The following is an 18,723-nucleotide window of genomic DNA, read 5'->3' as shown; positions in this document are numbered from 1 at the left end:
CATACTGAAGAAGTGACCAAGCCATCCGCCCTGGATCCGACGGTCACCGAGCGGATCGGCGAGTTGCTGCGCGCACATGGGCTGCGGCGGATGGCGTCCCGGATCGCGGTGTTGGCCGTGCTCGAGCCGGTTCACGGTCATTTGTCGGTAGCCGAGATCGACCAACGGCTACGCGAATGTCTGCCCGCCGGTGAACAGCCGCCAGACCTGGCGACGATTTACCGCACGGTGACCACCCTGGTCGAGCAGGGCGTATTGCACGCTTTGACCCTCGAGGGCGGGGTCACCACCTACGGCCTGGCCGAGGATCCGCACCATCACGCCGTGTGCACCCGGTGCGGCTCGATCATCGAAGTGCCCGCCCAGCAGTTGAGCTCGGCGCTCGAGCATGCGATGGAAGGCAGTTCGTTCAGCCTGTCCGAACGCGCCGGTCTGACCTTGCACGGCCTGTGCCCGGCGTGCCAGTCCGGCGACCGGACGGGGTCAGCTCAGTCCGAGTAGGGCGTTTTCCACCACCTCGGGCAGCGCCGGGTGAATCCAGTACTGGCCGCGAGCCATCTGATCGGCCGTCAGTCCGAAACTCATTGCCTGGATCAGTGGCTGAATGATCGAGGATGCTTGATGGCCCATGATGTGGGCGCCCAGTAGCCGCCCGCTGCCGCATTCGGCGACGAGCTTGACAATGCCGGTGGTGTCCTCCATCGCCCAGCCGTAGGCCACATCGCCGTAGTCCTGCACCTTGACCGACACGTCGAAACCCTTTGCCACCGCTTGATTCTCGGTAAAGCCCACACTGGCGATCTGCGGATCGGTGAACACCGCCGAAGGCACGTAGCGATGGTCGGTGGCCATCATCGCCTCGGTGTCATCCCAGTCGCAGAGCAGATTGTGTTGCACGACGCGCGCCTCGTGGTTGGCCACATGCTTGAGCTCATACGGGGAGGAAACATCCCCGAGCGCGAAAACGTTACGGGCCGAGGTCCGTTGGAATTCGTCGACCACAATGCGGCTGTGCGCAACGTCGATCCCGGCCTGCTCCGCGTCGAGCAGATCGCCATTGGGTATCCGGCCGGTGGCGACCAGCACCGCGTCGGCGCTCAGCGTGGAGTCGTCGTCGAGTTCGAGCACAATGCCTGAGCGGTCACGACTGGCGTCGACGACGTTGCGATGGGTGCGTAGTTCCCATTTGGTCGAGGCGATGCGGGTGAAGCGCTCGCACAGCGTGTCGTCCAAGTGCCGCAGCAGCGTGCCGCCCCGGATCACGAGTGTGATCCGGACGCCGAGCGCGGAGAAGATGTGTGCGAATTCGGCTGCCACGAAACCGCCGCCGATGATCACCAGGTGCTCGGGCAACTCGGCGATGCGCATGATCGTGTCGCTGGTGTGGTATTCGACGCCGCACTCGAGCACGGCCGGCGGCGCAACCGGCCGCGATCCCGCGGCGATCACCACTTGGTCGGCGGTGAACTCGTCGCCGTCGTCGGTGCGCAGCAGGTAACGCCCGTCGGGCTGAACCGGGCCGAAACGCGTGTGGCGCCCATACACGTCGACATTGGGGGAGGCCCGCCGATAATCCTCGCCGCTGATCCCGATCGGGTCGATGCGCCCGAAAATGCGTGAGACGATGTCGTCCCACCGCACACCGTCGATGTGCGCGTCGACACCGTAACGCGCTGCGCCGCGGATGGTTTGGGCAACCTCGGCGGCGTAGACGAACATCTTGGTCGGGATACATCCTACGTTGAGGCAGGTGCCACCGAAGACGCCCTGTTCGCAGATCGCCACTCGTTTGCCGGCATAACGTTCGTCGAGAACGCTGTTGCCCGAACCGGTTCCGATGATCGCGAGGTCGTAGGTTTCCATGTCGTCATCCGTTCTGTGACGGTACCGGTTCGGCGGCGCCGAGGTAGTGGTCGAGCCAGCTGTCCAGCTGGCGGTAGGCCGCCTGGCGAGGCTGCGGCATGGACAGGAACACGTCGTGTTTGGCGTCGGTAATCGGGACGATGCTGCTGCGGTTACCGATGCAGCCGGCCCACCGGGCGATGTGGCTGACGTCGAGCACCGCGTCGCCGCATTGCAGAGCCGCCGGGTCGGCGGTTTCGGCGACGCTGTGGTCTGAGCGCAGGATCAAGTTGGGCACACCGACGTCGAGCCCGCGGTGCAGCCGGGCCTGTCCGCGGCGGACCGCGTGCAGCCACCCGAAGGTGATCGGGAAGCCCCCCAGCGGCTTCCACTGCAGGTCGTAGTCGAACTCGCCGTGATAGCTGGTGTGCAGGCTGGCGCCGTAGCCGCCTTGGCCCGGCCCGCGGGCCACCCGGGTTTTGCTGACCCGCGCGATGGCTGCGATCAGCGCAGAGGTCACCGCCCAGCGCAGCACCGCGGCGCCGGGCAAGTCGAGCAAGGGGCTGTTGAGCACCAGGCCACCGACACCGGCGCGGACGGTGGCGCCCCGCCGGCGCAGCCGGTCCAGCCACAGCGACACGATGAGCCCGCCGGCGGAATGCCCGCACACCAGCACCCGAGCGGCGTCGGTGTCCTCGCGGATGACGCCCAGGGCGTGGTCAAGTTCGGCGTCGTAGCACCTCAGGTCGGTGGTGAAGTGCGGGGTTTGGCCCGGCCGCCACGAACGTCCGCATTTACGTAGGTCGAGGGCGTAGAACGCGAAGCCGCGGTCGGCGAAGTGATCGGCCAGCGCAGTGTTGAAGAAGTAGTCGGTGTAGCCGTGCATGGCCAGCACAGCGTGCGGCACGGCAGCGGCCTCGCCGCGTCGGATCAGCGTCGCGACGACGTCTCCCTCGCCGTCAGGATCACCGCCCAGCGGGATCGTGCGCTGCCAGTAACCGGGCAGGACATCGCGCTGCCAGCCAGTCACGTTCGCCAGCTTAAGACCTGCGGTCTCGATTACCCGGCTGGCCCGCAGCCGTGCCGGGATAGCCTGAGGACCGGTACAGCCGCTCCACGACGAAGGACAAACCTCCGGTGTCCGACTCCGCTACAACCGCGAAGGCCGACGTCGTGCTGGTGGGAGCGGGCATCATGAGCGCCACCGTGGGCGCGCTGCTGCGGCGGCTCGAACCGGGTTGGTCGATCACCCTGGTCGAACGGCTCGACGCCGCCGCCGCCGAAAGCAGCGGCTCGTGGAACAACGCCGGCACCGGCCACGCCGGGCTCTGCGAACTCTTCTACACCCCCGATCGAGACGGCTCGATCGACGTCAGCAAAGCGGTGCGCGTCAACGAGCAGTTCCAGGTCACCCGCCAGTTCCTGGCCTACGCGGTGGAAAACGGCATCCTCACCGACGTGCGCGGTTTCCTCAACCCGGTTCCGCACGTCAGCTTTGTGCAGGGCGCCGACGAAGTCGACTACCTGCGACGGCGCCGGCAAGCGCTGTCGGACAACCCGCTGTTCGCGCGCACCGAGTTGATCGAGGATGCGCACGAGTTCGCCCGCCGGTTGCCGCTGATGGCCGCTGGGCGCGACTTCAGCCGGCCAGTGGGGCTGAACTGGGCCGCCGACGGCGCCGATATCGACTTCGGTGCCCTGACGCGACAGCTCATCGGTTATGCGGTGCAGGCCGGCACCACCGCCCTGTTCGGGCATGAGGTGCGAAATCTCTCCCGACGACGCCAGGGCGGTTGGTCGCTGACGATCCGCAACCGCCGCACCGGCCAAAGCCGCAAGCTCCACGCGAAATTCGTGTTCGTCGGGGCCGGCGGCGAGGCGCTGCGGCTGCTCCAGCGGTCCGGGATCAAGGAGGCGAAGGGCTTCGGCGGCTTTCCCATCGGCGGGCGGTTTTTGCGCAGCGCCAACCCCGCCCTGGTCGAGGGCCACCGCGCCAAGGTGTACGGCATGCCCGCGTCCGGCGCGCCCGGTGTGACGGCGCCGCATCTGGACGTGCGGATCGTCAACGGCAAACCGTGGCTGCTGTTCGGGCCGTTCGCGGATTGGTCGACGAAGTTCCTCAAGCACGGCCGTGTCTCCGACCTGGCGCGGTCGGTCAAGCCGGACAACCTGTTGTCGATGGTCGGCGCCGGGTTGGGGAACCGGAAACTGGTCAACTACCTGCTCGGGCAGGTGCAGCTCACCCACCCCGCCCGCGTGGATGCGCTGCGCCAGTTCGCGCCCAGCGCAGTCGATTCCGACTGGCAGACCGTGGCGGCCGGCCAACGGGTGCAGGTGATCCGCCGCGGAAAGCTCGAGTTCGACACCACGGTGTTGACGGCCTCCGACGGCAGCATCGCCGGCCTGTTGGGCGCCTCGCCGGGCGCCTCGACAGCCGTGTCGGCGATGCTCGATGTGCTGCAGCGCTGCTTTCCCGACCGCTACCAGTCGTGGCTGCCGACGCTCAAACAGATGGTGCCCTCGCTGGGCACCGCGCTGTCACGCGAGCCGGCGCTGTTTGACGAGGTGTGGGCATGGGGCACAAAGGTGTTGGAGCTATGACCGCCGCGCTGCGCCGAGCGTGGGCCAAAGACCTTGACGCGCTGACCCTCTACGAACTGCTCAAGCTACGGGTGGAAGTCTTCGTCGTCGAGCAGGCCTGCCCCTATCCCGAACTGGACGGGCGAGACCTGCGCGCCGAAACCCGGCATTTCTGGCTGGAAGAGCCCGACGGCACGGTGATCTGTACGCTGCGGCTGATGGAGGAGCACGCCGGCGGGCACAAGGCGTTCCGGATCGGCCGGTTGTGCACCAAGCGCAACGTCCGCGGGCAAGGTCACACCACCCGGCTGCTGCAAGCCGCGTTGGCGGAGGTAGGCGACTACCCGTGCCGTATCGACGCCCAGGCCTACCTCGCCGAGATGTACGCCCAGCACGGCTTCGTCCGCGACGGCGATGACTTCGTCGAGGACGGTATTCCGCATGTGCCGATGCTCAGGCCGGGTGGGCCGTGAAGCCCTACCCGTTCAGCGCGATCGTCGGCCATGAGCAGCTGCGGCTGGCGTTGATCCTGTGCGCGGTGCGCCCCGAGATCGGCGGGGTGCTGATCCGCGGCGAAAAGGGCACCGCGAAGTCCACCGCCGTGCGAGGTCTCGGCGCGCTGCTGTCAGCCGCCGCGACGGAGGGCACCGACGCCCGGCTGGTGGAACTGCCGATCGGCGCGACCGAGGACCGGGTGATCGGCTCGCTGGATCTGCAGCGGGTGCTGCGCGACGGCGAGCACGCGTTTTCGCCCGGGCTGCTGGCCCGCGCCCACGGCGGTGTGCTCTACGTCGACGAGGTCAACCTGCTGCATGACCACCTGGTCGACCTGCTGCTCGACGCCGCCGCGATGGGACGGGTGCACATCGAACGCGACGGGATCTCACACTCCCACGAGGCCCGGTTCGTGTTGATCGGCACGATGAACCCAGAAGAGGGTGAGTTGCGCCCACAACTGCTGGACCGCTTCGGGCTGACGGTCGACGTGCACGCCTCGCGTGATGTCGACGTGCGGGTGCAGGTCATCCAACAGCGGATGGCATACGAGGCCGACCCGGACGGATTCGCCGACCGGTATGCCGCCGCCGATGCCGAGCTGGCCCGCCGGATCGCCGCTGCCCGCCGACTGCTCGACGACGTCGTACTGCCGGACAACGAGTTGCGCCGCATCGCGGCGCTGTGCGCGGCGTTCGACGTCGACGGGATGCGCGCCGATCTGGTGGTGGCCCGCACCGCCGTCGCCCACGCCGCCTGGCGGGGCAGCCGCGACGTCGACGAGCAGGACATCCGGGTGGCCGCCGAGCTGGCGTTGCCGCACCGGCGGCGCCGCGACCCGTTCGACGATCCCGGCATCGACCCTGGACAACTCGACGAAGCGCTACAGCAAGCCGGCGATCCGGATCCCGATCCCGATCCGCCGGGCGGCGGGCAGAGCGCCAGCGACGAAGCCCCACAACGGAATTCACCAAGCCAACCGTCTACGCCGAAGCCCAGCGCGCCACCGTCGGCGACCTTCCGGACCCGCGCCCTGACCGTGCCGGGCGTGGGTGCGGGCGCGCCGGGCCGCCGATCGCGTGCCCGCAACACCTCCGGCGCCGTGGTGGCCGCCACCGACGACGTCGCCGCTGGCCACGGTCTGCACCTGTTCGCCACCGTGTTGGCCGCCGCTGAGCATGCTGACGGCGGGAATCGGCTTCGGCTACGGCCCGATGATGTGCGCCGTGCGGTCCGGGAGGGCCGCGAAGGCAACCTGGTGATCTTCGTCGTCGACGCCTCGGGTTCGATGGCCGCCCGCGATCGGTTGGCGGCGGTCAGCGGGGCGACCTTGTCGCTGCTGCGCGACGCCTATCAGCGGCGCGACAAGGTCGCCGTGATCACGTTCCGCCACCAGGGGGCGCAGCTGCTATTGCCGCCGACGACGTCGGCGCACATCGCCGCGCGCCGGCTGGCCCGGTTCGACACCGGCGGCAAGACGCCGCTGGCCGAAGGGCTGCTGGCCGCCCGCGAGCTGGTGCTTCGCGAGAAGGTTCGCGATCGGGCGCGCCGCCCGCTGGTGGTGGTGCTCACCGACGGGCGGGCCACGTCGGGCGTAGATCCGTTGGGCCGCAGCCGCGCTGCGGCCGCACTGCTGGTCGCCGAAGGCGCCGCCGCGGTAGTGGTGGACTGCGAGACGTCGTTTGTGCGGCTGGGACTGGCCGAGCGGCTGGCGGTCCAATTGGGCGCGCCCACACTGCGATTGGAGCAGCTGCGGGCCGACTATCTGACCCAGGCCGTGCGCGGCGCCGCCTGAGCTCGAGGGTGAACTAGTCATGCCACAGGGCCGCCCACTTCAGATTCCCGACGACGGGCTGACCACGCGGGCCCGGCGCAACACGCCGGTGCTGGCCGTGCACACCGGAGCGGGTAAGGGAAAGTCGACCGCCGCATTCGGAATGGCGTTGCGGGCGTGGAATTCCGGGCTCAACGTCGCGGTGTTCCAATTCGTCAAGAGCGCCAAATGGAAGGTCGGCGAGGAGGCGGCATTTCGCGAGCTGGGCCGGTTGCACGACGAGCGCGGCGTCGGTGGAGCCGTGGAATGGCACAAAATGGGCGCCGGCTGGTCGTGGTCGCGGAAGGCCGGCAGCGACGACGATCACGCCGCGGCGGCCGCCGACGGTTGGGCCGAGATCACCCGTCGGCTGGCGCAACAGCGACACGACTTCTACGTGCTCGACGAGTTCACGTATCCGCTGAAGTGGGGGTGGGTCGACGTCGACGAGGTGGTCGATGTCCTGCTGTCGCGGCCGGGCCACCAACATGTGGTGATCACCGGCCGCGACGCCCCGCCGAGGCTGGTCGACGCGGCTGACCTGGTCACCGAAATGACCAAGATCAGGCACCCGATGGATGCTGGGCGCAAGGGCCAGAAGGGCATCGAGTGGTAAGGCCGCCCCCCGTCTCGCGCGAGCGTGCGTGTCCCCGGTCGACACGCCGGCTAGAAACCCGTATTTGCGCACGCTCGCGGCGTTGGCGACCGGCGTGAGCACGCCTGCCGTCGTCATCGCCGCTCCGTCCTCGGGAAGCGGAAAGACCACCGTCGCAACGGGTCTGATCGGTGCACTGCGGCAAGCGGGCCATGTCGTCGCGCCCTTCAAAGTAGGCCCCGACTTCATCGACCCCGGCTACCACGCCATGGCAGCCGGACGTCCGGGCCGCAACCTGGACCCGGTTTTGGTGGGCGAGCAGCTCGTCGGCCCGCTCTACGGCCATGGCGCCGCCGACGCCGACATCGCGGTCGTCGAAGGCGTGATGGGGCTTTTCGACGGGCGCATCGAGGCGTCGGCGACCGTGCCGCCCACCGGATCTACCGCCCATGTCGCCGGCCTGCTGAAAGCCCCGGTTGTCTTAGTGGTCGACGCCCGGGGACAAAGCCATAGCGTTGCGGCTCTGCTGCATGGCTTTTCGACGTTCGACAGTGGTGTCCGCATCGCCGGTGTGGTGCTGAACCGGGTCGGCTCGCCCAGACATGAACAGGTGCTGCGGCAGGCCTGCGAACATGCCGGCATTCCGGTGCTGGGCGCGATTCCGCGTCGTGACGAAATCGAAGTACCCACACGGTATCTGGGCCTGGTTACCGCGGCCGAATACGGCCGTCGGGCCCGGGCCGCGGTCGAGGCGATGACGGCCATGATCGCCCGCTATGTCGATATCGGTGCCGTCGTCGCAGCCGCCGCTACGGCGGTCACCGATCCGCCGTGGGATCCGGCGGCCGCGGTGGGCGAAGCGGTCACCGGAGCGGTCACCGAGCCGGTCACCGTCGCGTTGGCCAGCGGCAAGGCATTCAGTTTCGGCTACGCCGAACACGCCGAGCTCCTCCGCGCCGCCGGTGCCGCGGTCGTCGAATTCGATCCGCTGGTCGATTCGTTGCCCGACAACACCGACGCGGTGCTGTTGCCCGGCGGCTTCCCTGAGCAGTTCGCCGCCGAACTGTCGGCCAACGAACTCGCCCGCCGCCAGATCGGCGTACTGGCCGCCGCCGGGGCGCCGGTGCATGCCGAATGCGCCGGGTTGGTGTACCTGGTTTCCGAACTCGACGGCTACCCGATGTGCGGAGTCCTGGCCGCGTCGGCCCGGTTCACCGAGCAACTGACCTTGGGGTATCACGACGCGGTCGCCGTCGCCGATTCGCCGCTCTACGGCACCGGCCAGCGTGTGACAGGACACGAATTCCACCGCAGCGCAGTCACATTCGTCGACGCCTATCAACCGGCATGGGTGTACCACGGGCCCGCCACGGACACCGTGCGCGACGGTGCCGTCCACGGCGGGGTGCATGCGGCATACCTGCACACCCACCCTGCTGCGAATCCAGCGGCCGTGGCACGCTTCGTGACCCACGCCAGCAGCAGCTGAGCTGGCCAGCGGCGACCCGCTGCGCCCGGCGTCGCCGCGCTTGCGATCGCCACGGAATCTCATGGCGGCGACCCGCTGCGCCCGGCGTCGCCGCGCTTGCGATCGCCTAAAATCGCCCGGTGACCGAGAACGCCTATCTGGTCGGCTTGCGGCTGTCCGGCAAGAAGGTCGTCGTGGTCGGCGGCGGCACGGTTGCTCAGCGTCGGCTTCCGCTCCTGGTCGCCAGCGGGGCCGACGTGCATGTCATCACCCGCAGCGCCACCCGTGCCGTCGAGGCGATGCCGCGAATCACCTTGGCGCTGCGCGAGTATCGCGACGGTGACCTCGACGGCGCCTGGTATGCGATCGCGGCCACCGACGACCCGGCTGTCAATGCCGCGGTGGTCGACGAAGCAGATCGCCGACAAATCTTCTGCGTCCGCGCCGATATCGCCGTCGAGGGCAGCGCGGTCACTCCGGCGACATTCGACTACGCGGGGCTGGCGGTAGGCGTGCTGGCCGGCGGCGAGCACCGTCGCTCGGCAGCAATCCGCTCGGCGATCCGGGAGGCGCTGCAGCGTGGGCTGGTCACCGCCGAAAGCGACGACGTCGTGCGCGGCGGGGTGGCGCTGGTCGGCGGCGGACCCGGCGACCCGGAACTGATCACCGTCCGCGGCCGCCGACTGCTGGCCCAAGCCGACGTGGTGGTCGCTGACCGGCTGGCCCCGCCGGAATTACTTGCCGAACTGCCTCCGCATGTGGAGGTGATCGACGCCGCCAAGATCCCGTATGGCCGGGCCATGGCGCAGGACGCCATCAACGCGGTGATGGTCGAGCGCGCGAAGGCCGGACAGTTCGTGGTGCGGCTCAAAGGCGGGGACCCGTTCGTGTTCGCGCGGGGCTACGAGGAAGTGTTGGCGTGTACCGACGCCGGAATTCCGGTCACCGTGGTGCCCGGTGTGACGAGTGCCATAGCGGTGCCGGCATTGGCGGGCGTTCCGGTCACCCATCGCGCGGTCAACCACGAGTTTGTCGTGGTCAGCGGCCATATCGCGCCCGGCCATCCCGAATCGTTAGTGAATTGGGACGCGTTGGCGGCAATGTCGGGCACCATCGTTTTGCTGATGGCGGTGGAACGGATCGAACTTTTCACCGAAGCGCTACTCAAAGGCGGCCGACCAGCAGATACGCCGGTCCTGGTGGTTCAGCACGGGACGACGGCCGCCCAACGCACGTTGCGGGCCACCCTGGCCGACGCGCCCGAAGTGATCCGCGCGGAGGAGATCCGACCACCGGCGATCATCGTGATCGGGGCCGTCGCAGCTTTCGGCACTTAAGCGCTTCTTAAGATTACTGTAGGGTAGCTCCTTATGACTGCTCTTAACGACGCAGAGCGGGAAATCGGCAGCTGGACTACTGATTGCCCGGAATCCGCCGTTCCGGCGCCCGTCAAAGAGGCTTCTGTGGACCGTACGAGCAGGTATCACCCGACGTGGCTACCGTCGCCCCGATTTTTTGCCGCAGTGATCGCGATCGGCGGCATGCAGCTGATGGCAACCATGGACGGGACCATCGCGATCGTGGCGCTGCCCCGGATTCAGAACGAACTGAGCTTGTCCGACGCCGGCCGCAGCTGGGTGATCACCGCCTATGTGCTGACGTTCGGCGGGTTGATGCTGCTCGGCGGACGGCTCGGCGACACGATCGGGCGTAAGCGCACGTTCATCGTCGGCGTCACCCTGTTCACGATCGCCTCGGCGCTGTGCGGAATCGCCTGGGACGAAGCCACGCTGGTGATCGCCCGGCTGCTGCAGGGGGTGGGCGCCGCAATTGCTTCCCCGACCGGTTTGGCACTGATCGCTACCACCTTCCCGAAGGGACCGGCGCGCAACGCGGCGACGGCGGTGTTCGGCGCGATGACCGGGGTCGGTTCGGTGATGGGCTTGGTGGTCGGCGGGGCGCTGACCGAGGTCTCGTGGCGGCTGGCGTTCATGGTGAACGTGCCGATCGGGCTGGTGATGATCTACCTTGCCCGCACCACGCTGCGGGAAACGATCAAGGAGCGGATGAAGCTCGACGCCACCGGGGCGTTCCTGGCCACGTTGATCTGTACCGCCGCGGTGTTCGCGTTCTCGATGGGACCGGAGAAGGGCTGGATCTCCCTCACGACGATCGGTTCGGGACTGGTGGCGCTGGGGGCTTTCATCGCGTTCGCCATCATCGAGCGCACAGCCGAAAACCCCATCGTGCCGTTCGACCTTTTCCTGGACCGAAACCGGCTGGCCACGTTTGCGGCCATCTTCATGGGGGGTGGCGTGCTGTTCACCCTGACCGTGCTGATCGCTTTGTACGTGCAGGACATCATGGGCTACAGCGCGTTGCGCGCAGGGGTTGGCTTCATCCCGTTCGCCATCGCCATGGGCATCGGCATGGGCGCGTCCTCGCAGCTGGTGTCGTGGTTTCCGCCGCGTGTCGTGGTGATCAGTGGCGGTGCCCTGTTGGTGGGCGCGATGTTGTACGGCTCGACGCTCAACGCCAACATCCCGTACTTCCCGAACTTGGTCATCCCGATTGTGGTCGGCGGCATCGGTATCGGCATGATCATCGTCCCGCTGGCACTTTCGGCAATCGCCGGCGTCGGCTTCGACAAGATCGGGCCCACCTCGGCGATCGTGCTGATGCTGCAGAACCTCGGTGGTCCGGTGGTGCTGGCCGTGATCCAGGCCGTGATCACGTCGCGCACGCTGTATCTGGGCGGCACCAACGGCCCGGTGAAAAACATGAACGCCGCGCAACTGCATGCGCTCGACCAGGGTTACACCTACGGCCTGCTGTGGGTGGCCGGGGTGGCCGTCGTGGTCGGCGGGGTTGCGCTGATGATCGGCTACACCGCCAAGCAGGTTGCGCACGCGCAGGAAGTCCAGCAGGCGCTCGACGCCGGCGAGCTGTAGCGGCCACGGTTCAGCGGCGCTGAGAGGCGCCTGCGTTAGGCTGGCGTCTCATGTCTACGCCGGGCGGTCCTGCACCGACGGCCCGACAGTTGTCCTCCAGCGTGCTGGGTATCGCGATCATCGCGATCACCGGCATGCAGCTGATGTCGACACTGGACGGCACCATCGTCGTGGTGGCCTTGCCGCGCATGCAGGCCGAACTCGACCTTTCCGACGCCGGGAAGAGCTGGGTGATCACCGCGTATGTGTTGACCTTCGGCGGGCTGTTGCTGCTGGGCGGCCGGGTGGGCGACGCCATCGGCCGTAAGCGGGCTTTCATCTCCGGGGTCGGTGTGTTCACGCTGGCGTCGTTGGCCTGCGGGCTGGCCACCGAGGAATCGTTTCTGGTGGTGGCGCGTGCTGTGCAGGGCATGGGCGCCGCGGTGGCCGCGCCGACCGGTTTGGCGCTGATCGCCACGACCTATGCCGTCGGCCCCGCCCGCAACCACGCAATGGCCATCTCGGCGGCCATGCAGGGCGCCGGTTCGGTGCTGGGCCTGGTGCTCGGCGGCGCACTGACCGTGGTGTCCTGGCGGCTGGCGTTCTTGATCAACATTCCGATCGGAATCGCCATCATCGCCATCGCGGTCACCCAGCTGGCCGAGACCCGCCACGAGCGGTTGACACTCGACATCACCGGCGCGGCGCTGGCCACGCTGGGCTGCATGTCCGCGGTGCTGATCTTCACCCAGGGGCCGCAGCGCGGCTGGACGGATCCGTGGGTGATCGGGGCGGCGGTCGCGACCGTGCTGCTGGCGCTCGGGTTCCTGATTGTCGAGCGCACCGCCGAGCACCCACTGGTGCCGCTGTCGCTGTTCAGCGAGCGCAACCGGGTGATGACCTTCTTTTCGCTGTTCATGGCCGGCGGGGTATTGCTGACCCTCACCGTGATGATCGGGCTGTATGTGCAGGACGTGATGGGGTATTCGGCGCTGCGCGCCGGGCTGAGTTTCATCCCGTTCGCCGTGGCGCTGGGCGCCGGGAACGTGGTGGCGGCCCGGTTAGCGCCGCATTTCGCGCCGCGCTGGCTGATCATCTGCGGGGGAGTCGGGGTGTGGGGTGCCATGCTGTACGGCTCGACGTTGACACGCAACATCCCCTATGTCCCGAACCTGTTGGTGCCCATCGTGATCGGCGGATTCGGGATCGGCGTCATCTCCGTCGTGCTGCCGCTGTGCGCGGTCGCCGACGTGCGGCCCCGCGACATCGGGCCGGTGTCGGCGATCACCCTGATGGTCCAGGATCTCGGCGGCCCGCTGGTGCTGGTGGTGATCCAGGCGGTGCAGGTGTCGCGCACGCTGTATCTCGGAGGCACCACCGGGCGGGTGGCTGACATGACGCCGGCCCAGATCGACGCGCTGGACCACGGATACACCTACTCGCTGCTGTGGGTGGCCGCCGTCGCGGTGCTGGTGGGCGCCGGCGCGCTGGGCATCGGCTTCTCGGCCCGTCAGATCGCGCGTGCCCAACACAACCGCGAAGCCGTGGAGGCCGGTCAACTGTAGGCGTCACGAATAAGAAGCCAGGGTTGTGATGAGCCAAGGATCACAGCCCTGGCTGCAGTTTGGCGGTTCGATGCGCGCCGCAGGCGGGCGGTACCCCCAGCGCCCGGCTTCGCCGCGCTGGCAATCGCCGCATAGGCTTGCCCGCTGTGATCACCCGGATGTCCGAGCTGTTCTTGCGCACGCTGCGCGACGACCCCGCCGATGCCGAGGTCGCCAGCCACAAGCTGCTGATCCGGGCCGGCTACATCCGGCCGATCGCGCCCGGCCTGTACAGCTGGCTGCCGCTTGGCCTGCGTGTGCTGCGCAAGATCGAAGGGGTCGTGCGCGACGAGATGAATGCCATTGGCGGGCAGGAGATCCTGTTTCCCGCGTTGCTTCCGCGCGCCCCCTACGAAACGACCAACCGCTGGACCGAATACGGCGACACCATTTTTCGGCTGCAGGACCGCCGACGCAACGACTACCTACTGGCCCCAACACACGAAGAGTTGTTCACCTTGACGGTGAAAGGTGAATACAGCTCCTACAAAGACTTCCCGCTGGTGCTCTACCAAATCCAGACCAAATACCGCGACGAGGCGCGACCGCGGGCCGGCATCCTGCGCGGCCGGGAGTTCGTCATGAAGGACTCCTATTCCTTCGACGTCGACGACGCCGGGCTCAAGGCTGCCTACCACGCGCACCGCGAGGCCTACCAGCGCATGTTCGACCGGCTCCAGGTGCGCTACGTGATCGTGTCGGCGGTCTCCGGTGCGATGGGCGGGTCTGCTTCCGAGGAGTTCCTGGCCGAAAGCCCGATCGGCGAGGACACCTTCGTGCGCTGCCCAGAGTCGGGATACGCCGCCAACGTCGAGGCGGTCGTCACCGCGCGCCCCGAGTCCCGGCCGGTCGACGGGCTGCCCGAGCCGGTCGTACACGACACCGGCGACACCCCCACGATCGCGACGCTGGTGGAGTGGGCCAACGGCGCCGGCCTGGGCCGCAGTGTCACCGCCGCCGACACGCTGAAGAACGTGTTGCTCAAGGTGCGCACACCCGGCGGCGAGTGGGAATTGCTGGGCATCGGAGTGCCGGGCGACCGCGAGGTCGACGACAAGCGCCTGGCCGCCGCCCTCGACCCGGCCGACTACCAACTGCTCGGCGACGACGATTTCGCCAAATACCCGTTCCTGGTCAAGGGCTACATCGGCCCGAAGGCATTGCAGGACAACGGTGTTCGTTATCTTGTCGACCCGCGGGTGGTGGACGGCACCAGCTGGATCACCGGCGCCGACCAGCCCGGCCGCCACGTCGTCGGCCTAGTGGCCGGGCGCGACTTCACCGCCGACGGCACGATCGAGGCCGCCGAGGTTCGTGACGGCGACCCGTCACCGGACGGCGCCGGGGCGTTGGTCAGCGCCCGCGGCATCGAGATCGGTCACATCTTTCAGCTCGGCCGCAAATACACCGACGCCTTCACCGCCGACGTGCTCGGCGAGGACGGCAAGCCCGTCCGGCTGACCATGGGCTCCTATGGCGTCGGGGTGTCGCGGCTGGTGGCCGTCATCGCCGAGCAACACCACGACGAGCTGGGTCTGCGCTGGCCGTCGTCCGTCTCGCCTTTCGACGTGCATCTGGTGATCGCCAACAAAGACGCCGAAGCCCGCGCCGGAGCCACGGCGCTGGCCGGCGACTTGGACCGGTTGGGTCTGGACGTGCTGCTCGACGACCGTCAGGCGTCGCCCGGAGTGAAGTTCAAAGACGCCGAACTGCTCGGCGTGCCGTGGATCGTGGTGGTGGGCCGCGGCTGGGCCGACGGGGTCGTCGAGCTGCGCGACCGGTTCAGCGGCCAGGTGCGCGAGTTGACCGCCGGCGCCGGCCTGGCCACCGAGATCACCACCGCCGTCGCCGGCTAGACCAGCGGTCGCCGCGCTAGTCGCCGCCCCCCGGGAACGCGCTGGTGATCGGCCACACGCCGGCAATCCGATTCCAGCGCGCGGCCAGCACGGCGCTCTGGGTCAGGGCTTTTACCCCGAACCCGCGGTCGGGCTCGGCCTGGGCCTGCTCGACCACCGCTCGCCAGGCCACCTCGGTGTCCTTCTCCATCCGGGCTGCCAGCCGGGCCGCGTCGTTCTCGTTGTTCACCGGCATGGGCAGCTGGTAGCCGGCCGCGGCAACCGGGGCGGTGACGTCGTGGTCCGTCAGCATCGCGATCACCTGGTCGCGGCGCTCGCGGTGCTCAGTCATCGATGCAGCCACCAGCTTGTTGACATCCGGCGTGCAGCGAGCCGAGACGATGCCGTAGCCGTAAATGACCGCGTGCTCGGTGGTGAGCGCAGCGCACAGCGCATCGGTGTAAGCCGTGGGTTCAGGGGAGGTCACGGTGCGGTGCCTCCGAACACCAGCGCGACGGTGTATGCCGCGGTGCAGGCCGCAGCGATCGAAGCGAGCAGTCCCGCCCGATACCCCGCCGACGTGGTTGCCAGCTTCTCCGCGCTGGCCGCCGATGCGCGCAACGAACCAATGACCTCGGAGAGCGTGGGCGGCGGTCCCGGTGGGGCAGTGGTGGACGTCGGGGACGTCGTCGCTTGGCTGGACGTGCTCGTCGTTATGCCGGCAACCCGGTCGATCTCGGTGGCCAACGACTGCGCGTGCTGGGAACGTTCGGCGGCGACCTGTTGCAGCGCGGCTGCAACGGCGCCCGACTCGGCGGTGGCTGCCGCCGCGGCCAGTTCGCTGTCGTGGCGGGCCAGCGTCAACTCTGCTTCCAGTTCGTCGACCGGAGGAGGCTGGTCCGGTTGCGGACTGCAGGCCGACGCAGTGATGCCCAATACCGCGAGAGCGGCGCCGCCGGCCAGCACACGTCGCCGCGTGACGACTGGCACTGTCGGTGGCACAGCAACATCCTGCCATTGGCCTACCGGGCCCTCGCGGTGACCGGCTCAGACCGGATTCCTGGCGTATCGTTGGTGACTGGTTCCCCGGGACCGGCGATGGTCGTGCGCCCGGAGAAGCAGCCGGAGCCGCCCCGCCGGCGACATCAGTCGCCGATCGGACAACTCAAGATGAGGAGCTCGCCGTGGCCACCGGGCTACCGTCGCACACGCAGGTGATCGAGCTGCTCGATGGTGAGTTCGCGCGCGCAGGCTTCGAGATCGAAGACGTGGTGATCGACACCCGGGCGCGGCCACCGCGGATCACCGTGATCGCCGACGGCGACACCGCACTCGATCTGGACACCATCGCCGCCTTGTCCCGCGGCGCCTCGACGTTGCTGGACGGGGTGGAAGGCATCCACGGCCAGTACGTGCTGGAAGTCAGCTCACCCGGGGTGGACCGGCCGTTGACCAGCGAGAAGCATTTCCGTCGCGCCCGCGGCCGCAAAGTCGACGTGGCTCTCTCCGACGGATCGCAGCTGGTCGGACGGGTGGGAGAGACCTCCGGCGACGCGGTCACATTGGTCGTCCGTGACGACCGGCAGCGCGACTGGACCGTGCGGGTGATCCCGCTCGATGAAATCGTGAAAGCGGTTGTCCAAGTGGAGTTTTCGTCGCCAAGCAAACGTGAGTTGGAGCTGGCGACGCTCGGTCGGGGTGGGGAAACGGAGGCCGAATGAACATCGACATGGCCGCGCTGCATGCGATCGAAGCGGACAAAGGCATTTCGGTGGATGTGGTGGTCGAAACCATCAAATCCGCGCTGCTCACCGCCTACCGGCACACCGAAGGACATCAGCAAGAGGCGCATATCGACATCGACCGCAAAACCGGTGTTGTGCGGGTGATCGCGCGCGAGGTCGACGAGGACGGCAACGTGTTGTCCGAATGGGACGACACTCCAGAGGGTTTCGGCCGGATCGCGGCGACCACCGCCCGGCAGGTGATCCTGCAACGGCTGCGCGACGCGGAGAACGAGCGCAATTACGGAGAGTTCTCCACCCGGGAAGGCGAGATCGTCGGTGGTGTGATCCAGCGCGACAGCCGGGCCAACGCCCGCGGCCTGGTCGTCGTCCGGATGGGCAGTGAAACCAAGGGCTCCGAGGGGGTGATCCCGGCGGCCGAACAGGTTCCGGGGGAGACCTACGAACACGGCGACCGGTTGCGCTGCTATGTCGTGGGCGTGACCCGCGGCGCTCGCGAACCGCTGATCACGCTGTCGCGCACCCATCCCAACCTGGTGCGCAAACTGTTCTCGCTGGAGGTACCCGAGATCGCCGACGGCTCGGTGGAGATCGTCGCGGTCGCCCGGGAAGCCGGTCACCGCTCGAAGATCGCGGTCGCATCCCGGGTTCCCGGCCTCAACGCCAAAGGCGCCTGCATCGGCCCGATGGGTCAGCGGGTGCGCAATGTCATGAGCGAGTTGTCCGGCGAGAAGATCGACATCATCGACTACGACGAGGACCCGTCCCGTTTCGTCGCCAACGCACTGTCGCCGGCGAAGGTGGTGTCGGTCACGGTGATCGATCAGACGGCCCGCGCCGCTCGGGTGGTCGTGCCCGATTTCCAGCTGTCGCTGGCCATCGGCAAAGAGGGCCAGAACGCGCGGTTGGCGGCCCGGCTCACCGGGTGGCGGATCGACATTCGCGGCGATTCACCGGGGTCTCCGGCGGACCAGCCCGACCACGCCGCCGGCCACGGGATGGCGCACGGCCGCTAGCCGGCGACGGCGCCAGCCCGGGCGGTTCTCACCGGCCCGGTGAAGGTAAACTAAGCCGTGATCCAGCGCGAGACTTCGGCCTCGGCGCATCGACGCATCGACGGACCGGTGCGGACGTGTGTCGGCTGCCGAAAGCGAGAGTTGGCTGTCGAACTGCTTCGAGTGGTAGCCGCGTCGACCGGGAACGGCAAATACGCCGTGATCGTTGATGCAGCAGGTAACCTGCCGGGGCGGGGTGCGTGGTTGCATCCCGTACCGCAGTGCGCGAACCAAGCGATCCGGCGGCGGGCTTTCAGTCGAGCGCTGCGCATCGCCGGTTCACCGGACACCTCCGCGGTGGTCGAGCATCTCAATGCGCTCGGCTCACCCGGCAACAGAACAGGTAGCAAAGAACATGAGCACACCGTGAAGTCCCGATGACCATGCGTCATAGCTAACCCGAGGCGCGGCCCACCACCGCTGTCGCCTCATGGACAGGAGATGTAGTGGCAGGTAAGGCCCGCGTACACGAGTTGGCCAAGGAACTCGGTGTTACCAGCAAGGAAGTTCTCGCCCGGCTGAGCGAACAGGGCGAATTCGTCAAATCCGCATCGTCGACGGTGGAAGCACCCGTCGCGCGCCGGCTGCGGGAGTCGTTCGGCGGCGGCAAACCCGCGCCCGACAAGACCGCAGAAAAAGCTGCCGGCAACGGCGCGCCGGCAAAGGCCCCCGCGAAGGCCGCCGCCGAGAAAGTCGACGGCCGCAAGCCAGCGCCACCGGCGGCCGCTGAGACGCCCGCCCCCCCGGCCCCGCCTGCAGCC

General features: G+C 68.1%; 18 protein-coding genes. 14 read left to right on the top strand and 4 right to left on the bottom strand.

Features of this window, described 5'->3' with window-relative positions; genetic code table 11:
• Window positions 1-12 precede the first annotated feature (12 nt).
• Window positions 13-501, top strand: coding sequence for a Fur family transcriptional regulator (locus A5707_RS17920; protein WP_065015876.1), 489 nt, complete (start codon window positions 13-15; stop codon window positions 499-501).
• On the opposite strand, the gene mtr is transcribed toward A5707_RS17920, so the two are convergent.
• Window positions 484-1,863, bottom strand: a complete 1,380-nt coding sequence (mtr, locus tag A5707_RS17915; RefSeq protein ID WP_065015791.1) for a mycothione reductase — start codon at window positions 1,861-1,863, stop codon at window positions 484-486. The two genes, A5707_RS17920 and mtr, sit on opposite strands and share 18 nt — an antisense overlap.
• 4 nt (window positions 1,864-1,867) lie before the next feature.
• Window positions 1,868-2,872: an alpha/beta hydrolase gene (locus A5707_RS17910; protein WP_065015790.1), complete on the bottom strand. Its 1,005-nt coding sequence runs from the start codon at window positions 2,870-2,872 to the stop codon at window positions 1,868-1,870.
• A 107-nt stretch (window positions 2,873-2,979) separates the two neighbouring features.
• On the opposite strand from A5707_RS17910, the gene mqo reads away from it, so the two are divergent.
• From mqo to A5707_RS17865, 9 genes are all read left to right on the top strand, one after another.
• Entirely contained in the window at window positions 2,980-4,443 is a 1,464-nt protein-coding gene (gene mqo, locus A5707_RS17905; protein ID WP_065015789.1) for a malate dehydrogenase (quinone), read from the top strand.
• Window positions 4,440-4,895, top strand: a complete 456-nt coding sequence (locus A5707_RS17900) for a GNAT family N-acetyltransferase (protein ID WP_065015788.1) — start codon at window positions 4,440-4,442, stop codon at window positions 4,893-4,895. The genes mqo and A5707_RS17900 overlap by 4 nt, the downstream gene beginning before the upstream one ends.
• A complete protein-coding gene (locus tag A5707_RS17895) occupies window positions 4,892-6,712 on the top strand; it encodes a VWA domain-containing protein (protein WP_065015787.1) in 1,821 nt (606 codons plus the stop codon). The genes A5707_RS17900 and A5707_RS17895 overlap by 4 nt, the downstream gene beginning before the upstream one ends.
• Window positions 6,713-6,731: 19 nt before the next feature.
• The gene (cobO, locus tag A5707_RS17890) at window positions 6,732-7,346 is read left to right on the top strand and encodes a cob(I)yrinic acid a,c-diamide adenosyltransferase (protein WP_065015786.1); all 615 of its coding nucleotides are present in this window, start codon (window positions 6,732-6,734) and stop codon (window positions 7,344-7,346) included.
• Between the two features lie 94 nt (window positions 7,347-7,440).
• Window positions 7,441-8,814 (top strand): cobyrinate a,c-diamide synthase, encoded by a 1,374-nt coding sequence (locus A5707_RS17885; protein ID WP_065015875.1) that lies wholly within the window; start codon window positions 7,441-7,443, stop codon window positions 8,812-8,814.
• Window positions 8,815-8,933: 119 nt separating this feature from the next.
• On the top strand, window positions 8,934-10,130 hold the full coding sequence (cobA, locus tag A5707_RS17880) for a uroporphyrinogen-III C-methyltransferase (RefSeq protein WP_065015785.1): 1,197 nt from the start codon (window positions 8,934-8,936) through the stop codon (window positions 10,128-10,130).
• Between the two features lie 33 nt (window positions 10,131-10,163).
• The gene (locus A5707_RS17875; RefSeq protein ID WP_065015784.1) at window positions 10,164-11,744 is read left to right on the top strand and encodes an MFS transporter; all 1,581 of its coding nucleotides are present in this window, start codon (window positions 10,164-10,166) and stop codon (window positions 11,742-11,744) included.
• Window positions 11,745-11,794: 50 nt separating this feature from the next.
• On the top strand, window positions 11,795-13,288 hold the full coding sequence (locus A5707_RS17870) for an MFS transporter (protein ID WP_065015783.1): 1,494 nt from the start codon (window positions 11,795-11,797) through the stop codon (window positions 13,286-13,288).
• Window positions 13,289-13,434: 146 nt separating this feature from the next.
• Window positions 13,435-15,183: a proline--tRNA ligase gene (locus tag A5707_RS17865; RefSeq protein ID WP_065015782.1), complete on the top strand. Its 1,749-nt coding sequence runs from the start codon at window positions 13,435-13,437 to the stop codon at window positions 15,181-15,183.
• Between the two features lie 16 nt (window positions 15,184-15,199).
• Here A5707_RS17865 and A5707_RS17860 read toward each other — a convergent pair whose 3' ends face one another.
• Together A5707_RS17860 and A5707_RS17855 are read right to left on the bottom strand one after the other, a co-directional pair.
• Window positions 15,200-15,649 carry a ferritin-like domain-containing protein gene (locus A5707_RS17860; RefSeq protein ID WP_065015781.1) on the bottom strand — a complete coding sequence of 150 codons (450 nt, stop codon included), beginning with the start codon at window positions 15,647-15,649 and terminating at the stop codon, window positions 15,200-15,202.
• Entirely contained in the window at window positions 15,646-16,164 is a 519-nt protein-coding gene (locus tag A5707_RS17855) for a hypothetical protein (protein WP_065015780.1), read from the bottom strand. The genes A5707_RS17860 and A5707_RS17855 overlap by 4 nt, the downstream gene beginning before the upstream one ends.
• Window positions 16,165-16,346: 182 nt before the next feature.
• Between A5707_RS17855 and rimP the strand changes: the two genes are divergently transcribed.
• The 4 genes from rimP to A5707_RS17835 form a co-directional block, all read left to right on the top strand.
• Complete coding sequence (gene rimP, locus A5707_RS17850) at window positions 16,347-16,883, top strand: ribosome maturation factor RimP (RefSeq protein ID WP_065015779.1); 537 nt, start codon at window positions 16,347-16,349, stop codon at window positions 16,881-16,883.
• Window positions 16,880-17,923: a transcription termination factor NusA gene (nusA, locus tag A5707_RS17845; protein WP_065015778.1), complete on the top strand. Its 1,044-nt coding sequence runs from the start codon at window positions 16,880-16,882 to the stop codon at window positions 17,921-17,923. Before rimP ends, nusA begins: the two co-directional genes overlap by 4 nt.
• 141 nt (window positions 17,924-18,064) lie before the next feature.
• The gene (locus tag A5707_RS17840; RefSeq protein WP_419866440.1) at window positions 18,065-18,343 is read left to right on the top strand and encodes a YlxR family protein; all 279 of its coding nucleotides are present in this window, start codon (window positions 18,065-18,067) and stop codon (window positions 18,341-18,343) included.
• Between the two features lie 65 nt (window positions 18,344-18,408).
• On the top strand, window positions 18,409-18,723 hold a 315-nt coding region (locus A5707_RS17835), incomplete at its 3' end, for a translation initiation factor IF-2 N-terminal domain-containing protein (protein WP_197495361.1).

This window comes from Mycobacterium kyorinense, assembly GCF_001672775.1.
Taxonomy (GTDB): domain Bacteria; phylum Actinomycetota; class Actinomycetes; order Mycobacteriales; family Mycobacteriaceae; genus Mycobacterium; species Mycobacterium kyorinense_A.
This window is presented reverse-complemented; position numbering and strand designations above follow the sequence as displayed.

What these genes read in the sequence shown, in the direction of transcription:
- A5707_RS17870 (WP_065015783.1), top strand. Translation starts at nt 11,795, where the DNA reads ATGTCTACGCCGGGCGGTCCTGCACCGACGGCCCGACAGTTGTCCTCC.
- A5707_RS17900 (WP_065015788.1), top strand. Translation starts at nt 4,440, where the DNA reads ATGACCGCCGCGCTGCGCCGAGCGTGGGCCAAAGACCTTGACGCGCTG.
- cobO (WP_065015786.1), top strand. Translation starts at nt 6,732, where the DNA reads ATGCCACAGGGCCGCCCACTTCAGATTCCCGACGACGGGCTGACCACG.
- nusA (WP_065015778.1), top strand. Translation starts at nt 16,880, where the DNA reads ATGAACATCGACATGGCCGCGCTGCATGCGATCGAAGCGGACAAAGGC.
- A5707_RS17875 (WP_065015784.1), top strand. Translation starts at nt 10,164, where the DNA reads ATGACTGCTCTTAACGACGCAGAGCGGGAAATCGGCAGCTGGACTACT.
- mtr (WP_065015791.1), bottom strand. Translation starts at nt 1,863, where the DNA reads ATGGAAACCTACGACCTCGCGATCATCGGAACCGGTTCGGGCAACAGC.